The 17,448-nt window shown below is 74.0% G+C and carries 21 protein-coding genes and 1 riboswitch; of the genes, 13 read left to right on the top strand and 8 right to left on the bottom strand.

What is annotated here, in order from left to right; translation table 11 throughout:
* Window positions 1-391, bottom strand: a 391-nt coding sequence (locus tag ACGF12_RS31965; RefSeq protein ID WP_393037843.1) for a recombinase family protein, incomplete at its 3' end; no start/stop codon positions are given.
* Window positions 392-749: 358 nt separating this feature from the next.
* Here ACGF12_RS31965 and ACGF12_RS31960 point away from each other — a divergent pair.
* Window positions 750-1,898 carry a hypothetical protein gene (locus ACGF12_RS31960; RefSeq protein ID WP_393037840.1) on the top strand — a complete coding sequence of 383 codons (1,149 nt, stop codon included), beginning with the start codon at window positions 750-752 and terminating at the stop codon, window positions 1,896-1,898.
* Here the strand turns inward: ACGF12_RS31960 and ACGF12_RS31955 are convergent.
* From ACGF12_RS31955 to ACGF12_RS31940, 4 genes are all read right to left on the bottom strand, one after another.
* Window positions 1,895-2,338 (bottom strand): GNAT family N-acetyltransferase, encoded by a 444-nt coding sequence (locus ACGF12_RS31955; protein ID WP_393037837.1) that lies wholly within the window; start codon window positions 2,336-2,338, stop codon window positions 1,895-1,897. The two genes, ACGF12_RS31960 and ACGF12_RS31955, sit on opposite strands and share 4 nt — an antisense overlap.
* 26 nt (window positions 2,339-2,364) lie before the next feature.
* Window positions 2,365-3,120, bottom strand: coding sequence for a hypothetical protein (locus tag ACGF12_RS31950; protein WP_393037834.1), 756 nt, complete (start codon window positions 3,118-3,120; stop codon window positions 2,365-2,367).
* 111 nt (window positions 3,121-3,231) lie between these two features.
* Window positions 3,232-3,975, bottom strand: a complete 744-nt coding sequence (locus ACGF12_RS31945) for a sensor domain-containing protein (RefSeq protein WP_393037831.1) — start codon at window positions 3,973-3,975, stop codon at window positions 3,232-3,234.
* A gap of 140 nt (window positions 3,976-4,115) precedes the next feature.
* The gene (locus tag ACGF12_RS31940; RefSeq protein WP_393037828.1) at window positions 4,116-4,694 is read right to left on the bottom strand and encodes a GNAT family N-acetyltransferase; all 579 of its coding nucleotides are present in this window, start codon (window positions 4,692-4,694) and stop codon (window positions 4,116-4,118) included.
* Between the two features lie 42 nt (window positions 4,695-4,736).
* On the opposite strand from ACGF12_RS31940, the gene ACGF12_RS31935 reads away from it, so the two are divergent.
* Window positions 4,737-5,618, top strand: a complete 882-nt coding sequence (locus ACGF12_RS31935) for a hypothetical protein (protein ID WP_393037825.1) — start codon at window positions 4,737-4,739, stop codon at window positions 5,616-5,618.
* 96 nt (window positions 5,619-5,714) lie between these two features.
* On the opposite strand, the gene ACGF12_RS31930 is transcribed toward ACGF12_RS31935, so the two are convergent.
* The gene (locus ACGF12_RS31930; protein WP_393037822.1) at window positions 5,715-6,563 is read right to left on the bottom strand and encodes a M23 family metallopeptidase; all 849 of its coding nucleotides are present in this window, start codon (window positions 6,561-6,563) and stop codon (window positions 5,715-5,717) included.
* A gap of 12 nt (window positions 6,564-6,575) precedes the next feature.
* Window positions 6,576-6,734, bottom strand: a riboswitch (cyclic di-AMP (ydaO/yuaA leader).
* 196 nt (window positions 6,735-6,930) lie between these two features.
* On the opposite strand from ACGF12_RS31930, the gene ACGF12_RS31925 reads away from it, so the two are divergent.
* The 11 genes from ACGF12_RS31925 to ACGF12_RS31875 all read left to right on the top strand — a co-directional run bounded on the left by ACGF12_RS31925 (window position 6,931) and on the right by ACGF12_RS31875 (window position 16,031).
* Window positions 6,931-7,221, top strand: a complete 291-nt coding sequence (locus tag ACGF12_RS31925; protein WP_393037819.1) for a YiaA/YiaB family inner membrane protein — start codon at window positions 6,931-6,933, stop codon at window positions 7,219-7,221.
* A gap of 95 nt (window positions 7,222-7,316) precedes the next feature.
* Entirely contained in the window at window positions 7,317-8,141 is an 825-nt protein-coding gene (locus ACGF12_RS31920) for an alpha/beta fold hydrolase (RefSeq protein WP_393037816.1), read from the top strand.
* A gap of 74 nt (window positions 8,142-8,215) precedes the next feature.
* On the top strand, window positions 8,216-8,797 hold the full coding sequence (locus tag ACGF12_RS31915) for a TetR/AcrR family transcriptional regulator (protein ID WP_393037813.1): 582 nt from the start codon (window positions 8,216-8,218) through the stop codon (window positions 8,795-8,797).
* 175 nt (window positions 8,798-8,972) lie between these two features.
* Window positions 8,973-10,103 (top strand): PP2C family protein-serine/threonine phosphatase, encoded by a 1,131-nt coding sequence (locus ACGF12_RS31910; RefSeq protein WP_393037810.1) that lies wholly within the window; start codon window positions 8,973-8,975, stop codon window positions 10,101-10,103.
* A 321-nt stretch (window positions 10,104-10,424) separates the two neighbouring features.
* The gene (locus ACGF12_RS31905; protein WP_393037849.1) at window positions 10,425-11,651 is read left to right on the top strand and encodes a sensor histidine kinase; all 1,227 of its coding nucleotides are present in this window, start codon (window positions 10,425-10,427) and stop codon (window positions 11,649-11,651) included.
* A 49-nt stretch (window positions 11,652-11,700) separates the two neighbouring features.
* The gene (locus ACGF12_RS31900) at window positions 11,701-12,114 is read left to right on the top strand and encodes a roadblock/LC7 domain-containing protein (RefSeq protein WP_387618830.1); all 414 of its coding nucleotides are present in this window, start codon (window positions 11,701-11,703) and stop codon (window positions 12,112-12,114) included.
* Window positions 12,111-12,458: a DUF742 domain-containing protein gene (locus ACGF12_RS31895; protein WP_393037807.1), complete on the top strand. Its 348-nt coding sequence runs from the start codon at window positions 12,111-12,113 to the stop codon at window positions 12,456-12,458. Before ACGF12_RS31900 ends, ACGF12_RS31895 begins: the two co-directional genes overlap by 4 nt.
* Entirely contained in the window at window positions 12,436-13,062 is a 627-nt protein-coding gene (locus ACGF12_RS31890) for an ATP/GTP-binding protein (protein WP_393037804.1), read from the top strand. The genes ACGF12_RS31895 and ACGF12_RS31890 overlap by 23 nt, the downstream gene beginning before the upstream one ends.
* Window positions 13,059-14,585, top strand: a complete 1,527-nt coding sequence (locus ACGF12_RS31885; RefSeq protein WP_393037801.1) for a cytochrome P450 — start codon at window positions 13,059-13,061, stop codon at window positions 14,583-14,585. The genes ACGF12_RS31890 and ACGF12_RS31885 overlap by 4 nt, the downstream gene beginning before the upstream one ends.
* The gene (locus ACGF12_RS31880; RefSeq protein ID WP_393037798.1) at window positions 14,570-15,664 is read left to right on the top strand and encodes a cytochrome P450; all 1,095 of its coding nucleotides are present in this window, start codon (window positions 14,570-14,572) and stop codon (window positions 15,662-15,664) included. The genes ACGF12_RS31885 and ACGF12_RS31880 overlap by 16 nt, the downstream gene beginning before the upstream one ends.
* 109 nt (window positions 15,665-15,773) lie before the next feature.
* Entirely contained in the window at window positions 15,774-16,031 is a 258-nt protein-coding gene (locus tag ACGF12_RS31875; RefSeq protein ID WP_393037795.1) for a hypothetical protein, read from the top strand.
* Window positions 16,032-16,086: 55 nt separating this feature from the next.
* Here ACGF12_RS31875 and ACGF12_RS31870 read toward each other — a convergent pair whose 3' ends face one another.
* Both ACGF12_RS31870 and ACGF12_RS31865 read right to left on the bottom strand, forming a co-directional pair.
* The gene (locus ACGF12_RS31870) at window positions 16,087-16,893 is read right to left on the bottom strand and encodes an isocitrate lyase/phosphoenolpyruvate mutase family protein (RefSeq protein ID WP_393037792.1); all 807 of its coding nucleotides are present in this window, start codon (window positions 16,891-16,893) and stop codon (window positions 16,087-16,089) included.
* 11 nt (window positions 16,894-16,904) lie between these two features.
* On the bottom strand, window positions 16,905-17,396 hold the full coding sequence (locus ACGF12_RS31865; protein ID WP_393037789.1) for a carboxymuconolactone decarboxylase family protein: 492 nt from the start codon (window positions 17,394-17,396) through the stop codon (window positions 16,905-16,907).
* Between the last annotated feature and the right edge of the window lie 52 nt (window positions 17,397-17,448).

Below are 17,448 nucleotides of genomic sequence, written 5' to 3'. Positions count from 1 at the left end.
ACCACGCGACGGCCGAACAAGTGAACCTGAAACCCCGCCAACCCCTTCTGACCAGCTGATCAGCACCTCCCGCACACCGGGGGAAGCTCAGAGTGAGCCGGGCCAGCGAGAAGACAACCACCACGTCTACTTCGCCCGCGCGCACCGCCGCCATCATGGCGTCGAACCCGGCCCGTTCGGTGTCGGGGTCCCATCCGGACTTACCGATGTCCTGGAAGACGCGACCGACCTTCCAACCCTTGCCCTCAGCAAGGGCCGTGCCCCTGCCGATCTGGGATTCGGTGGAGGTCTCCGACTCATCAACGCGCCGCTTCGACTGGCGGGCGTAGATCACTGCGCGAACGGATTCGAGTTCTGTCTGCCGGATGTTCCGGCTCACGTACGGGGTCATAGTGCGCATCATGTTATGTACTTGAGTTCCATCAGGATGTGTGAGGTGGCTGCTCGCTAGAGCCGCCCCTGCCTGCGCAGGGTGAGGCCCTGAGGCCTCCGGCAGGCGAAATCCATAGCAGTCACCCGACCCGCGGGCTCACCGGTACATCCCCGGTGCCTCGGCGCCAGGCCAGTGCACGGGCCGGCGTCGGGGAGCAGCCCGCGGGTCGTCTGCGTTTCCGGGCACGCACCGTCCCCGTCGTAGCCGGGCCGCCCCCGGGCCGTTCCCGTGGTGGGGCCGCGGCGCTAGAGTCGGCGCGGCCCCACCACGGGAACGACGGGGCGCAGCGCAGCGGCGCGGACACTGGGGGTGGGCGATGGCGAAGGCACGACGGGTCGGCACGTCGGCGCTGCGGACGGCGCAGCGGGCGGCCGCCGGGGTGCTCGGCGGGACGGGACTGCTCGGGCTGCTGCTGTTCGCACTCGGCCGGGAGCACGCCTGGCAGGCGCTCGGCGGCGGGCTGGTGGTGGCCGGGGCCTCGACGGTGGTCGGCGGCGCGCTGGGCTTCCTGTTCGGGGTGCCCCGGGTGAAGAGCGGCTCCGGCGAGCCGCAGGGCTCGTACGCGCCGAACACCAACCTGGAGCAGGTGTCGGACTGGCTGACCAAGGTGCTGCTGGGCGTCGGGCTGACCCAGCTCGGTTCGCTCGGTGAGCGACTGCACCAGCTCGGTACGGCACTGGCCCCCGCGCTCGGCGGGGAGGACGCGGCGGTGCCGTTCGCGGCCGCGCTGGTGCTGTACTTCCTGGTCCTCGGCTTCCTGGCCGGCTGGCTGGTGACCCGGCTCGCGCTGCCGCAGGTGCTGACCGACGCGGACCAGGCGCTGGACCTCTTCCTGGCCGGGCAGGACCGCGACCGGCACGGCGACAAGGTGGGCGCGGACGACCTGCGGGTGCGCGCGATGCAGCACCTCGGGCTGCTCGGCGGCAGTGCCGAGCAGCCGGCGGCGCTGGCCGCGCAGTTGCCGCCGTCCTCGGGCTCCCCCGCCGGGCCGGAGGGCGTGGTCGCCGAGGTCCGCTCCACCGCGAAGCGCTCGGCGCTGACCGTCGACCAGGTGCGGGACCTCTTCGCGGACGGCTCCGAGGGCCGCCGGATCCAGGCGCTCGCGCTGATGCAGGGCGACCCGTCGCTGGCGGACCTGCCGAGCGTGCTGGGCGCGATCGAGCACCCGCGCTCGGGCTTCGAGCAGTACCACGCGCTGCTGGCCGCCCGGGGCCTGCTCTCCCGGCTGCCCGGCACCGAGGCGCAGCGGCTGCGGGACGCGGTGGCGGCGCAGTTGGTCGACCCGCGGGGGATTCCGTACGGGTCGGACCGCAGTTGGCTGGCGGAGAAGATCCTGTCCCGACTGCAGGTGGCGGCACTCGTCCCGGCGCAGGCTTCGCCGCCTTCGTCGGCGGCCCGGCCCGCTCCGCCGGTGCCGTCGGTGCCGTCGGCACCGCCCGTTCCGCCGGCCGGTGACGGCTCCTAGACGGTGAAGCGCAGTTCGGGCTGCTCCCAGGGGGTCTTGGCCCGCGGCGGGCGGGTGCCGGTGCGCTCGGCGCCCAGCTGCCGGTAGAAGCCCTCGGCGGGCGGGTGCGAGACGACCTTGACCGCCGCGATCCCGGACTCGCGGGCGCGGTCGAGCATGTCGGTGATCAAGTGCCGCCCGATGCCGAGCCCTTGGGCCTCGTCCGCGACGAACATCAGGTCCAGCTCGGCCGGTTCGCGGATCAGCGCGTAGAAGCCGAGCAGCCGGTCGTCATCGGTCACGGCCATCCGGACCTCGTGGCGCTCCACGTAGTCGGTCGTCACGACGTAGCCGTCGATCATCGCGAAGTACGCGCCGCGGTAGGCGCTGGAGGCCTGGATCAGCGCGGTGAGCCGGTCGGCGTCGGCCGGCCCGGCGGGCCGGATCGTGGTCTCGCTCATGCGGGCGAGTATAGGACCGAACCAGGCTAGTGGCTATTACCGATCCGACTGTCGCCGAGCTCCCGGCGGCGGTGGTCGGCGGCCCGCAGCACCAGCACCCGGCGGGTGCGGCCGTCCCCGCGGGGGACGCGGCGGACCTCGCTGGATATCCGGTGCTCGCCGAGCGCGTACCGCAGCCGGTCGAGGTGCCCGCAGCGACGCCCGTACCCGTCGCACAGCGGCTGGACGCGGACCTCGCCGTCCGCGGCGGTGACCCGGACCAGCTCGGCCAGTGCGGCCAACTGGCACTCGGGGCCGAACAGTTCGGGGTAGGCGAAGAGCAGATAGCCGCTCAGGGTGAGGGCGAAGGCGCCGTCCGCGAAGGGCAGTCGGGGCAGCGCGGCGGCCACGTACTGCTGCGGGTGGGCGGCCGAGTCGGCGGTGAACAGCCGGCGGGCGCGGTCCCAGCTGCGCAGGTAGCGCTCCGACCGGCAGCGGCCGGTCGCCGGGTACAGGTGCGGGCGGGCCGCCATCGCGGCGGCCATCGAGTCCCGGGCCGCCAGGGCGTGGTCCGCCACCTCGGGCAGCGGCAGGGCGTACGCCGGGTCGGCGGCGATCACCCGGCAGCCCAGCTCGCGCGCCTCGGCGGCCAGGCCCGCCGCGCCGCCGGGGCAGTCCAGCACCGGCCCGGGCAGGGCGGCGAGCAGGGCGCGGGTGAGGCCGAACATCGCGCAGTACTCGTCCAGCGGACGGGAGGTGATCAGGATGTCGGGGTTCGGCGCGGAGGTCCGTGCGGCGGCCACCCGGCCATCCGAACACGGGCCGGCCCCGGCCGCATCCGGAGCGCGGGCGGGGCCTCGAACGGTGGACCGGGCCTGGCCGGCGGGCCAGCCGGCGGGCGGGCCTGGGCGGGTTCAGCGCCCGAGCAGGCCCAGGGCGGCGGCCCGGTTGACGTTGGTCAGGCCGCGGACCAGCCGCGCGGTGAGGAAGACCAGCAGCACCCCGGCCAGCGAGAACGCGGCGATCTGCCAGGTGCCCTCGATGTAGTAGACGTGCCGGACGTGGTCGCTGCCGGTGAAGTCGAACAGCCGGTAGCCGTGCCAGTCGGTGTAGGTCGGGAAGACCCAGTGGTAGGCGGGGTAGAGCGCCATCATCCAGCCGAGCAGCAGGAACACCAGCGTCATGGAGAAGCTGAACACCGCCCACGGGAACATCACCACCTGGTACAGCACGGCCTTCCAGCCCGCCACGTCCGCCAGCCGCGCGGTGATCCCGCCCCAGTTGCCCGGGCGGACCGGCCGCACCGGCGCCGGGCCGGGCACGTCCAGGCCGAGCATGCCGCGCACCCGGGCCCGCTCCGCCCGGCCCAGGCCGCGGGCGATGTTGGTCAGGCCGGCCAGCACCGGCAGGCCGAGGACGGTGACGACGGTGCTGAGGCCGAAGCAGAACAGGGTGATCGCGACGGTGAAGCCGGCGATCGCCACCGGCAGGCCGGTGAGCACGTAGCCGATCTCGCGGTAGTAGTGCGCGGAGAACGGCGCCCGCCAGAAGGCCGGCGGCCGCTCGGTGCGGCGGGCCCGGGCGGTGTCCGGGCCGTCGTCGCCGTAGCCACCGTGGACGTCCCACTCCTGGTCCAGCATGCTTCGACTGCTGCTCATCTCCGGCCCCGGCCCCTCGTTCTCGCGGTCGTTCGTACTCCCTGACACCCCATAGTCTGGCCGAGCCGCAGCTCAGGGGGCATCCGGGGGACCGGCGGATCGGGGGTGGGGTTAACCCCCGGCCGGGCCCGCTTCCGGGGTCAGGACGGCACCGAAGGGCCGGGCCACTCGTCGACGAGCATCGAGTACAGGTACGAGTCCGACCAGACGCCGCCCTTGTACAGGTCGTGCCGCACCCGCCCCTCCAGCTGGAAGCCGAGCCTGGTGAGCACCTTGGCGGAGGCCGTGTTGTCCACGTCGACCCGGGCGGCCAGCCGGTGCAGCCCGAGCGGGCCGAAGGCGAGCTCGCAGAGCAGCCCGGCGATCTCGCCCGCGTAGCCGCGGCCCCACACCCCGCGGCTCAGCACGTAACCGAGGTGAGCGGAGCGGTACTTGCCGAGGGTGAGGCTGGCGTGCGCGATCGGCAGCGCGTCCGCCGGGTCCTCTGCGTCCTCCCGCCGGACGACGGCGAGGCGGTAGGTGTCCCGCTCCTCGGCCATCGCCTCCTCCAGGTACAGCTCGATCTGGTCGGCGCAGGTCTCCCGGTCGCGCGGCTCGAAGGGGAGGTAACGGGTCACCTCCGGGTCGCTGTACAGCGCGTGCAGCGCGTCCACTTCCTCCGGGGTGTGGTGGTACTCGCGGATGGCGAGCCTGGGGCCGGTGAGGCGTACGGGGACCATGGCTGCCGACCCTACCCCCGTCCGACGGCTACCGTTCGGAACATGAACGACGAAGACCTGCGGCTCGCCCCGCGCACCAGGGCCGCCGACCTGCTCGACTGGGCGGCCGAGCAGGACCGCGCGCCGGTGGCCGAGGAGCCGCTGCGCACGGTGCTGGCGCTGCTGGAACTGGGCGAGGGCAGGATGCACGACGGCTGGCCCGAACTGACCTCCAACGCGGTGGAGCACCTGCTGTACGAGCGGCTCCACCTCTACGTCCAACCCGCCCCGGAAGCGGACCCGCTCGCGTACGGCGACGCCGTACGGCTGCTGGTCGACCACCAGCGGGCGGCGAAGCGGCTCAACGCCAAGCGCCAGGAGCGGCTGCACGCCGAGGCCGAGTGGCAGGGCGAGGTCGCGGCCGGGCTGCTGCGCCGCGCCGACCTGGTCACCTGGCCGCGGCTGTACGCGGTGCTGCTGCACGCCCACGGGGTGGACACCACGGACGAGGCGGCGGTGCGGGACTGGCTGGCCGGCTTCGCCGGGCTGGGCGAGGAGGAACGGCTGGCCGGGTTCGAGGCGCTGGTGCCGACCGGCTGGCTGGACGAACCGGACGAGCAGGGCTGGGGACCGGGCCGGGTGCTGTCGGTCGGCATGGCCACCGACGGCGCGCGGCGGCTGCTGGAACACGGCCTGATGCGGCGCAGCTACCGCAACCTGGCAGAGCTGAACGCGCTGGGGCGGCCGATGCCGGACGAACTGGCCGGGGACTTCGGGGAGTTCGAGACGGCGGCGGCCGAGGTGGCGCTCGACCTGATCGGCGAGTGGACGGTGCCGGGGCTGCCGCGGCTGCTGGTGGAGGAGTTCCCGGAGCTCGCGCCGGAGCCGGGGGCGGAGGAGATCGACGCCTACCTGGCGCAGCTGCCGGCGGAGTCGGCGGAGTGAACGGCCGAGGGCCCCGGGTGTCCGGGGCCCTCGGGCGTCGCGTCAGGGCCCCCGGTTCCCGTCGGGGGCTCCCGTCAGGGGTTCAGGTGGTTCCCGTCAGGGGTTGAGGCCGCGTTGCTGGAGCCAGGTCTCCGGGTCGACCGGGGCGCCGCCACCCGGGCGGACCTCCAGGTGCAGGTGCGGGCCGGTGACGTTGCCGGTCGCGCCGACCTTGCCGATCTGCTGGCCGGAACCGACCGCGCCGGAGCCCTTGATGATCGAGGAGAGGTGGCAGTACCAGATCTCGGTACCGTCGGGCAGGGTCTCGACGATCCGGTAGCCGTACGCGCCGGACCAGCCGGCCGAGGTGATGGTGCCCTGGCCCACCGCGTAGACCGGGGTGCCGGTGTCGGCGGCGAAGTCCAGGCCGGTGTGCAGGTGGGCCCAGTAGCGGGCGCTCTGCCCGTAGTGGGCGGAGAGGTTGTAGTCCTTCACCGGCAGGGTGAGGGCGGCGGCCTTTGCGCGCTCGGCCTCGTCGGCGGCGCGCTTGGCGTCGGCCTCCTTGGCGGCGGCCTTCGCCTCAGCCTCCTTCGCGGCCTCCAGACGGGCGCTCTCCTCGGCGGCGGTGCGCTGGCTGTCGGCCTGCTGCTGGATGCGGGCGGCGAGCGCGAGGCCCGGGTCGGCGGCGAGGGTCACCGGGGCCTCGTCCGCGGCCTCGACGGCGGGCGCGGCGGCCGGGGTGGCGGAGGCGAAACCGGTGGCGCCCAGGGTGGCGGCGACGGCGGTGACGCCGAGCAGCGGGGAGGCCCCGCGGGTCTGACGCGGCATCCGGTGGCGGTTGGCCTCGGCCTCCGGGGCGAAGTCGTCGGTGCCGAGCGACTCGGTTCCGTCCGGGCCGGGGTGGTCGAGGAGCTGGGTACCGGCTGCGGGGCCGGCCGGGTGTGCCGGGGTGTGCGTCGACGCCACGGAGGCGCGCTCCTTTCCTTCCTTCGCGCCTACCGGGTTAGCTGACGGGTTCGGAGCAGGAAGGTCTCCTACGGCCGGGCCGGGGCCCCGCCGATTCACCCCAAGGAACGTGGTTCCCCGGCTCCCTGACCTGCCCGGAGGCCGGTCGGCGGGATTAGGCGACGGCGCACGGTGCCGTCTGGGTACGGCATTGACGACCGCGCTGCGTTATCAAACGTTAATCCTAGGAGGCCCTGATTCCAAGCCATCCGTCCGGGACGACTGGGGAGCAGGTGGTCGGACGCCGACGAACGAACCGTCATTCGCCCAGCCCATCTGAGTACTCCTACTCATGTGCGACCCGGCCGCACCCCCACATCCTGACGGCATGAGCGCACCGATGCAGTCACGCACCACGGCCGCGTACTTCGTCCAGGCCGTCCTCTCGTTCGCGATCTCCGGCTCGGCCCTCGCCGTCGGGGTCGCCCACCTGCCCGTCGGCGGGTGGACCAGGGCCTTCCTCGGGATCGGCCTGCTCTACACCGTCACCTCCGCATTCACGCTGGCCAAGGTGATCCGGGACCGGCAGGAGTCCTCGGACACCGTCGCCCGGGTCGACCAGGCCCGACTGGAGAAGCTGCTCAGCGAGCACGACCCGTTCCGGGCCGAGGGGGTCTGAGCCGTCCCCGGGACACCGGGGGAAGGGGTTGACGGCTAAGGCTATTAGCCATAGCTTTATGGCTATCGGCAGCACCGACCCCGTGGAGGACCACCGTGAACGGCACCATCACCCCGAGCACCCAGTACCTCGACGTCCCCGGCGGCCGGATCGCCTTCGACGACACCCGGCAGGGCGACGGCACCCCCGTCGTCCTGCTCCCCGGAATGCTCGACAGCCGCCGCGCCTACCGGCACCTGCACCCGCTGCTCACCGCCGCCGGGCGCCGGGTCATCACCATGGACGTGCGCGGCTTCGGCGAGTCCTCGATCGTCTGGGACGACTACAGCCCGGCCGCCGTCGCCACCGACGTCCTCGCCCTGCTCGACCACCTCGGCATCGAGCGGGCCGTCCTGGTCGGGCAGTCCTACACCGGGGCGACCGTGGTCAAGCTCGCCGGGGACGCGCCCCAGCGGGTCGCCGGAATCGCGCTGATCGACGCCTTCGTCGAGCACCGGGCCAACGCCCTGATGCGCGGCGTGATGGCCGTCATGGGCAGCGCGATGGTCCACTGGCCGGCTGTCTGGGGCTTCTACCTGCGCAAGATGGCCTTCCCCGGCCCCCGACCCGCCGACCTCGACACCTACGTGGCCGGGCTGGTCGCCGACCTGCGCACCCCCGGGCGCAAGACCGCCACCCGCGGACACGTCACCGGGGACTCCGCGCCGATCGGCTGGTGCGCGGCCGTCCGCTGCCCCTCGCTCGTCCTGATGGGCAGCAAGGACCCCGACTTCCCGGACCCGACGGCCGTCGCCGAGCGGCAGGCCGCGGCGCTGGGCACCCGGAAGGTGATGATCGAGGGGTCCGGCCACTACCCGATGGCCGACAACCCGCAGGCCGTCGCGGACGCCCTGCTGCCCTTCCTCGCCGAGCTCGCCTGAACCCGCCGAGCTCGCCTGAACCCGCTGAGCCCGCCGAACCCGCCGAACCGCAGCCGTACGGAGAAACCGAACCCATGCCCCGAGTAGGACTGACCCCGGACCAGGTCGTCGACCACGCCCTCGCCCTCATCGACGAGCAGGGCGCCGAGGCCCTCACCCTGGCCTCCGTCGCCGCCCGCGCGGGAGTCGCCACCCCCTCCCTCTACAAGCACGTCAGCGGAGGCCTGACCGAACTGCGCCGGCTGATCGCCGTCCGGGTCACCGAGGAACTGGCCGACCGGCTCGCCGAGGCCGCGGTCGGCCGCAGCGGCGACGACGCCGTCACCGCCGTTCTTCGCGCCTACCAGGCCTACGCCACCGAACACCCGCACCGCTACACCGCCCTCCCCCAGGCCCCCCAGCCCGACGACGACCTCACCCGCGCGGCCACCCGCCTCGTCGGCGTCATCATCGCCGTCCTCCGCTCCTACGGCCTCGACGGTCCCGAGGCCATCCACGCCGCCCGCACCGTCCGCTCCCTCGCCCACGGCTTCGCCTCCCTCTCCATCACCGGCGCCTTCCAACTCGCCGAAGATCTCACCACCACCCACGACCGCCTCGTCACCACCCTCACCACCGGCCTCCGCACCTGGCCGAAGGCGGAGGAAGAGGAGTAGGAAGTCGGGCCCGCCGACTTCTGGCGCAGGGCGATCGGAAGGCCGGCGGTCGGGAGGGCCGGGTTCTGGTGCGGGGCGGGTGGGGGTTGGGGGGGTTGGTGGGGGTGAACGGGCTAGTGTGGCGGGCTGACTGGTGGTCATGACAGGGGACCGCCCACGCTTGGCGGAGGTCCCGATGCCCGCACTGATGGCGAGGGTGCGGCGGTGGTACGGGCGGCTGCTGGACGGGGACATACGGGCGGGGCGGGTGGCGCTGGGGGTGCTGCTCGGGGTGACGGTGGTGCTGGGGGTACTGCCGATCCTGATGCCGTACGGGTGGCCGCCGTCGGCGTTGGTACTGCCGGTGGTGGGTGGCGGGCTGGTGCTGCGGCGGGGGCAACTGCTGGTGCTGGTGTGCGCGGCGCTGGCGGGCAGCGGGCTCGGGGCGGCGGTGCAGGACCCGCGCGGGGTGCGGCTGGGGGTGACGGTGGTGCTGGCCGCGACGGGGGCGACGGTACTGACGGCGAACCGGTTCCGGCACCGGCTGGGGCTGCGCGGCACCCAGGGCGACACGATGCTGCTGGAGCTGGCCGAGCACAACCGGACGCTGGCCCGCCTCCCGGAGCGGCTGCTGGACTGGCACTTCGACAGCGAGCTGGCCCCGGTCGGTGGCGCCTCCTTCTCCGGGGACTTCCTGCTCTGCGCCCACCGCCCGGAGGAGGACCTGCTGGAACTGGTGCTGGTGGACGTGTCGGGCAAGGGCAGTCGGGCGGCCGCCCGGTCGACCCACTTGTCGGGCGCCTTCGCGATGCTGCTGGGCCGGGTGCCGCCGGAGGCGTTCCTGCCCGCCGCCAACGACCACCTGGTCCGGATGGGCTGGGAGGACGACTTCGCCACCGCCGTCCACCTGGCGCTGCACCCGGCGACCGGCCGCTACCGGCTGTTCAACGCGGGCCATCCGCCGCCCGTGCGGTACTGCCGGAGGAACGGCTGGCAGCCCTCCGGGCACGGCGGTCCGGCGCTGGGCCTGGTGCCGGGCGCGCCGTACCCGCCGGTGTCCGGGCGGCTGGGGTACGGCGACTCGCTGCTGCTGTTCAGCGACGGCCTGGTGGAGGTGCCGGGCCGGGACCTGGACGAGGGGGTGGGCCGGCTGCTGGCCGCCGCCGAGCCGGAGGTGCGCACGCACCGGCCGCAGCAGCAGCTGGTCCGGGGCGCGGCGAGCAGGCTGGTGCGCACCGTCGCGCAGGACGTCGCGGACGACCGCACCCTGGTGCTGGTGCGGCGGCTCGGTACGGCCGGTCCGTCCGGTCCGGCCGTGACCGGTTGAGCCGCACGAGGCCCCAAGAGACAGCGCCGGCCCCGGCCGGACGACGCGGCGCCGCTGCTCCCGCACCGGACCCCGTCCGTTCCGCAACACCGTGCACACACACCCCTCACATCCCGGGACGCGAATCGGCCATCACCCGTACCGTCGACCCGGGCCGGAAGGCCCTGGACGGACGATCACGGATCTCGTCGGACTCCCGCGATCGGGGTCGAACGACGCTGGATTGACGGCGTATTGACTCGATATTGACGAGATCCGGTCACTTGGCGAGATCCGTTCACACCTACGTAGGATCATCACCCTAGAATTCGCGGCGTGACGATGACTCAGTGGTCCGTAACGGCAACCGGCGTACTCGCCGTCCTCGCCCTCGTGGCCGCCGCGCGGTACCGCGCCGTGTCCGTCACCCACCGCGGCCGGGCCGACCGGCTGCAGGACGGACTCGCCCGGCTCCAGGACCAGCTGACCGCCGAACTCTCCCGCCGGGGCGCTGACCTGGCCGCCGTCCAGCAGGAGCAGGAGCTCACCGCCTCCACCCAGCGGGCCTTCCTCAGCGTCGCCCGCCGCATCCTCGTCATGGCCCACGACCAGCAGGCGCTGCTCGACGAGATGGAGCGCACCCACGACGACCCGGCCCTGTTGGAAGGCCTGCTCAAGGCCGACCACGCCGCCGCCCAACAGGCCCGGCTGGCCCAGACTCTGGCCGTCCTGTGCGGCGCCCGGGCCGGACGGCACTGGCCGGAACCGGTCACGCTGGAGGACGTGGTGCGCGGCGCCCAGTCGCGGATCCTGCCGTTCCAGCGGGTGGTGGTCCGCAGCCGGATCGAGACCGCGGTGGTCGGCGCCGCCGCCGAGGCGCTGATCCACGCCATCGCCGAGCTGCTGGACAACGCCACCCGCTACTCCCCGCCCAGCACCCAGGTGTTCGTCACCCTGATGCCGGTGCACAACGGCGCGGTGATCGAGATCGACGACGGCGGCGTCGGCATGCCGGAACAGGCCGTCGCCAAGGCCGCCGCCGCGCTCGCCGGCGGCAGCACCCTGGAGGTCTCCCGGCTCGGCGAGGTACCGCAGTTGGGCCTGGCCGCCGTCGGCCGGCTCGCCGAGCAGTACGGCTTCCGGGTCACCCTCAGCTCGGCGCCCTCACCGTACGGCGGCGTGCGCGTCGTCATACTGCTGCCGAACGCCCTGCTCACCGAGCCGCTGCCGCCCACCGTCCCCGGCCTCGGACCGGACGACCGGGCGTTCAGCCCCGACTTCCGGCCGGCCGCTCCCGCCGGCCACCCGACGGCCGGCCACCCGTTGGTGGAGACCCCACCCACCGGCCGGCCCCCCGCCACCGGTGACACCCCGCCGCCGCTGCCCCGCCGGAGCCACCGGCGCGACCGCGCGAACCGGCCCGCCCAGCACGCCGCTCCCCCGCCGCCCGCCCCGCCGTACCGCTCGGCCCGGGACGCGCAGGCGTTCATGGCGATGTTCCAGGCCGGGACCGCCAGCGGCCGATCGGCCGCCCAGGCCCGGGCCCAGACCCCGCCCGGTCCCCACTGACCCTTCCCGCCCTGCTCCCCCCGACTTCCCCAGCCCTCCGGAGAGTTCCATGACCACCACCCCTGATCTCGGCTGGCTGCTCGCCGACATCATCGCCGTCCCGCAGGTCCAGCACGCCGTCGTCGTCTCCAACGACGGCCTGGAGATCGGCCGCAGCGCCGGCATCCCCCGCGAGGACGCCGAACGGCTCGCCGCCGCCTGCTCCGGACTGCAGTCGCTGGCCCGCGGCGTCGCGGCGGGCTTCGGCGGACCGGGCAGCGCCACCCGCCAGATCATCATCGAGTACGGCGGCGGTTACCTCTTCATCGTCGCCGCCGGGGCCGGCGCGCACCTGGCCGTGGTGACCAGCGAGGCGGTGGACGCCGGGCTGGTCGCGTACCAGATGCAGGTCCTGGTCGAGCGGATCGGAACCCACCTCACCAGCCCGCCGCGGGTCGACCACGCGGCGGGGGGCCACCGGTGAACGGGCCCGTCCGGCCCTACGTCATCACCGGCGGGCGCAGCCGTCCCACCCGGGCCGACCTGGCCATCGAGAGCCTGGTCAGCGCGTTATCCGACCCCCCGGAACTGCCCGAGCACGTTCTGCTCAACCGCGAGCACCGGCGCATCCTCGGGCTCTGCCACAGCCTGCTCTCCGTCGCCGAGGTGGCGGCCCACCTGGGGCTGCCGCTCGGCGTCGTCAAGGTGCTGGTCGGCGACCTCTGGGACCTCGGCGCCGTGCAGGTGCTCCCGCCCGTCCCGCAGGCCGAACGCCTGCCCACAACCCTCCTGGAAGAGGTGCTCGTTGGCCTCCGCCAACTCCGCTGAAGCCCCCGCCGACGTGCCGGCCGAGCCGCAGTACCTGCCGGCCTCGGTGCAGGGCGCGGTGAAGATCCTGGTCACCGGCCCGTTCGGGGTCGGCAAGACCACCCTGGTCGGCTCGCTCAGCGAGATCACCCCGCTGCGCACCGAGGAGACCATGACCGCCGCCAGCAGCGGCGTGGACGATCTGACCGGGCACAGCGGCAAGACCACGACGACGGTCGCGCTGGACTTCGGCCGGATCACGCTCAACTCCCGACTCGCGCTGTACCTGTTCGGCACGCCCGGGCAGCAGCGGTTCTGGCCGCTGTGGGACGACCTGTCGCGCGGGGCGCTGGGCGCCATCGCGATGGTCGACCTGCGGCGGCCGGACGAGAGCTTCGACGTGCTCGGCCGGCTGGAGGAGCAGCGCATCCCCTTCGCGGTGGCGGTCAACACCTTCCCGGACACACCGACCTACCCGGAGGAGGAGCTGCGCTCGGCGCTGGACGTGCTGCCGGACGTGCCGATCCTCTACTGCGACGCGCGTGACCGGCGGCAGTCCTACGACCTGCTGATCGACTTCGTGGACCACCTGCACCGCAGCTCGCTCCTGGAGCTGCAGCGATGACCGCTCCCGAGCCGCCGCAGGCCGCCGGCTGCCCGGTCGCGCACGGCGGGGGCCCGTACGCCGGCGCCTCGAACGGCGCGCCGTACGGCGGGGTCTCCAACGGCGCGGCCGCGTACGGCGGCGGGCTGCCGGTCGGCGTGCCGCTGACCCCGCTGTACGGGCAGGCCGTCGCCGACGACCCGCACGGCCTGTACGCCCGGCTGCGCGAGCGCCACGGGCCGGTCGCGCCGATCGAGCTGGAGCCCGGGGTGGAGGCCTGGCTCGTCCTCGGCTACGGCGAGCTGCTCGAACTCACCCGCAACGAGGCCCTGTTCTCCAAGGACTCGCGGCACTGGCGGGTGCCCGCCGAGGGCCGGCTCGCCCCCGACTCGCGGCTCCAGCCGATGACCGCCTGGCGGCCCACCCTGCTCAACCTGGACGGCGCCGAGCACCAGCGGCTGCGCGCCGCCGTCTCGGACACCCTGGCCCAGATCGACCACCGGCAGCTGCGCGAGACCACCGAGACCGCCGCCGACGGCCTGATCGACAGCTGGGGTCCGGACGGCACCGCCGACCTGATCGGCCAGTACGCCCGGGCGCTGCCGCTGCTGGTCTCCACCCAGCTGGTCGGCCTGCCCACCGGGGCCGGACCGCGGATGGTCGAGCTGATCAGCCACTTCGTGGACAGCGGGCCCGAATCGGTGCGCGCCGCCGGGGAGTTCCAGGAGATCCTGGCCGACCTGGTGCGCCGCCGCCGCTCCGCGCCCAGCGCCGACCTCACCTCCTGGCTGCTCGCCCACCCGGCCGGGCTGACCGACGAGGAGGCGGTGCACCACCTGGTGGTGCTGATGGTCGCGGGCAACGAGACCTGCATCAACTGGATCGGCAACACCCTGCGGCTGCTGCTGACCGACCGGCGCTTCCGGGCCACCCTCACCGGCGGCCGGCTGACCGTCTCCGACGCGCTGGAGGAGGTGCTCTGGCGCGACCCGCCGACGCAGAACTTCCCCGGCCGCTGGGCCACCGGCGACACCGTGCTCGGCGGCCAGTACATCAGCGCCGGCGACATGCTGGTGCTCGGCCTGGCCGCGGCCAACGCCGATCCGGCCGCCCAGGGCGCCGCCTCCGCCGCCCAGGGCTCGCTCGGCGGCAACCGGGCGCACCTCGCCTGGGGCGCGGGTCGGCACGTCTGCCCGGCCCAGCACCCGGCGCGGATCATCGTCGAGACCGCCGTCGAAACCCTGCTGCACCGCCTGCCGGACCTCCAACTCGCCGTCCCGTCGGGTGAACTGGCCTGGCGGCCGTCCCCGTGGTCGCGGGCGCTGGTCGCCCTGCCGGTGCTGTACAGCGCCTTCACCCCGCCCCGCCCGCCCGCCCCCGAGAGGCCCGCATGGACACCGCCGACGGCTCCCCCGGAGCCCGCCCCGAACCCGTCCGGCTCGACCCCTTCGGCCGCGACCAGCACGGAGAGAACGCCCGACTCCGGGCAGCCGGCCCAGCGGTCCTGGTGGAACTCCCTGGTGGGGTGGTGGTCTGGGCGGTAACCCACCACGACACCCTGCAGTCGCTGCTGGCCGACCCCCGGGTCGGCAAGAACGCCCGGCTCTGGACGGACTTTCGGGAGGGGCGGCTGCCGGAGGGCTGGCCGCTGCTGAACTTCGTCACCGTACCGGGCATGGTCACCGCCGACGGCGAGGACCACCGGCGGCTGCGCGGGCTGGTCAGCCAGGCCTTCACCCCGCGCCGCATAGCCGCGCTGGCGCCCGCGATCGAGGCCCGGACGGTCACGCTGCTCGACTCGCTCGCCGAAGTGGCGAAGCGGGAGGGCGCGTTCGACCTGCGCGAGCACTTCGCCTACCCGCTGCCGATGCAGGTGATCGGCGAGCTGCTCGGCCTGGCGGTGGAGCAGCAGGACGAACTGCACGCGCTGTCCGACACCCTGGTCTCCAGCTCGGCCACCCCGGCCGCGGCCGTCGCCGCCCAGCGGGACCTGAACGCGCTGCTGGCCTCGGTGGTGGCGGCCAAGCGGGCCGATCCCGGCGACGACCTGACCACCGACCTGATCGCCGCCCGGGAGGCCGGGGAGGGGCTCAGCGAGGCCGAACTCGTCGGCACCCTGCTGCTGATGCTGGTGGCCGGGCACGAGACCACGCTCAACCTGATCACCAACGCGGTACGGGCCCTGCTCGCCCACCCCGACCAGCTGCGGCTGGTCCTGGACGGCGCGCAGCCGTGGTCGGCGGTGGTGGAGGAGACGCTGCGCCACGACTCGCCGGTCGGCCAGTTCCCGCTGCGCTACGCGAGCGAGGACATCGAGGTCGGCGACGTGGTGATCCGGCGCGGCGAGGCGCTGCTCGCCTCCTACGCGGCGGTCGGACGCGACGCCGGGCACTACCCGGACGCCGACCGCTTCGACCTGACCCGGCAGCCCGCCCGGCACCTGTCGCTGGGCCACGGCCCGCACTTCTGCCTCGGCTCGGGGCTGGCCCGACTGGAGGCGGAGACGGCACTGCGGCACCTGTTCGAGCGGTTCCCGGAGCTGGCGGCGGCGCCTGGGCGGGTGAACGAGCCGATCGGGTCGTTCATCAGCAACAGCGTGCGGACGCTGTGGGTGACGGCCTGAGGGTGCTGACCGTTCAGAGGATGACGGCGTCCAGAGCATGACGGTGTTCGGAGGGTGACGGTCCGTGCCACCCGGTTACCTGGGGGCGGCCCGGGTCGTTCGGCAGGACATGAAGAAACTCGCCACCCTGGCCGCCCTCACCATGGCGGGCCTCGCCCTCGCCGCCCCGGCGGCCTCCGCCACCACCCAGACCGCCAGCTCGCCGGACGCCACCGGCGGCATCACCGACGGCCTCAACCTGTCCCCCGCCGATCTCGCCCTCCATACCGCGAGCAAGCTCCCGGTGGTCGGGCACGCCGCCCACGAGGTGGAGGCCGTCGGCACCAACCAGATGTCCCACCCGGGGCTCAGCGGACAGATCGGCTGACGGTCGGGGGCCGGCTGACCGACCCCCGTCCGGTCAGCCGGCCGCCCTCCGCCGCTCAGCCCTCGGAGAGGGCGTTGAGCTCCTGGTAGGTCAGCCCGCCGTCCAGGGAGGTGTACGTGCCGCTCGCGTACACCTCCTCGGCCGCGCGGCGGACCGCCGCGTACGCCGCCTTGCCCAGGCCGGGGCCCAGGCTGATCCGGGCCACGCCGAGCTTCGCCAGTTCGGCGACCGACGGGGAGCCGGGGGCGGCCAGCACGTTCAGCGGGGCGGGGACGGCCGCGACCAGGGCGGCGATGGTCTCCGGGTCGGCGACGCCGGGGACGAACACGCCGTCCGCGCCCGCCTCGACGTACATCCGCAGCCGGCGGACCGCCTCGTCGAGCCGGCCCTCGGGCTCGCCCAGGCCGCGCAGGAACACGTCGGTACGGCCGTTGACGAACAGGTGCACGCCCGCCGCCCCGGCCGCCGCCCGGGCGGCCGCGATCCGCTCGGCGGCCTGCTCCGGGGCGTACTCGGCGTCCTCCAGGTTCACGCCCACCGCGCCGGTGGCGAGCAGCGCGGCGACGGTCTCGCCGACCCCGGCGGCGGTGTCCGCGTAGCCGCTCTCCAGGTCCGCGGTGACCGGCAGGCCGACCGAGCGGACCACCTCGGCGGTCCGGGCCAGCACCTGGTCGCGGTCGGCGCCGCCGTCCGGGCTGCCGAGCGACCAGGAGACGCTGGCGCTGGCCGTCGCCACCGCCTTCGCCCCGGCCGCGGCCACCAGCCGGGCGCTCGCCGCGTCCCAGACGTTGGCCAGCACCACCGGCTCGCCGGGGCGGTGCAGTTCCTTGAGCAGCCGGGCCCTGTCCTGCTGGGTGGTCATCTCGGCTCCGCTCACTTCGCTGCCGGGCTCATGCGGGTGGCCACGCCGATCCGGTTCCAGGCGTTGATGGTGGCGATCAGGGCGATCAGCTGGGCGAGTTCGGTCTCGTCGAACTGCGCGGCGGCCTCCTGGTGCACCGCGTCCGGCACGTGGCCCTGGGTCAGCAGGGTGACCGACTCGGTGAGGGCCAGCGCGGCGCGCTCGCGGGCGGTGAACCAGGGGGTCTCGCGCCAGGCGGGGAGGGAGACCAGACGGTGGTCCTGCTCGCCGTTCTTGCGGGCGTCGGTGGCGTGCATGTCGATGCAGAAGGCGCAGCCGTTGATCATCGAGGCGTGCACCTTGACCAGCTCGGCGATCACCGGGTCGACGCCCTGCCGGGACGCCCGGTCCACAGCGATCATGGCCTGGTAGTAGTCGGGCGCGAGCCTCGGCATCGCCAGGCGCTGTTCCGGCGCCGGCACCGGGCCGTCGGTGGCGTTCGGGGTCTCGTTCGTCGTCGTCATGACTACCAGCGTAGGAGCGCAGTGGCCTGCCGTCCTGGTGCATTCGGCGCCG

Source organism: Kitasatospora sp. NPDC048296 (assembly GCF_043201815.1).
In the GTDB taxonomy this organism is placed as follows: domain Bacteria; phylum Actinomycetota; class Actinomycetes; order Streptomycetales; family Streptomycetaceae; genus Kitasatospora.
Note: the sequence above shows the minus strand (reverse complement) of the source record. Positions and strands in the feature narration are given on the sequence as shown.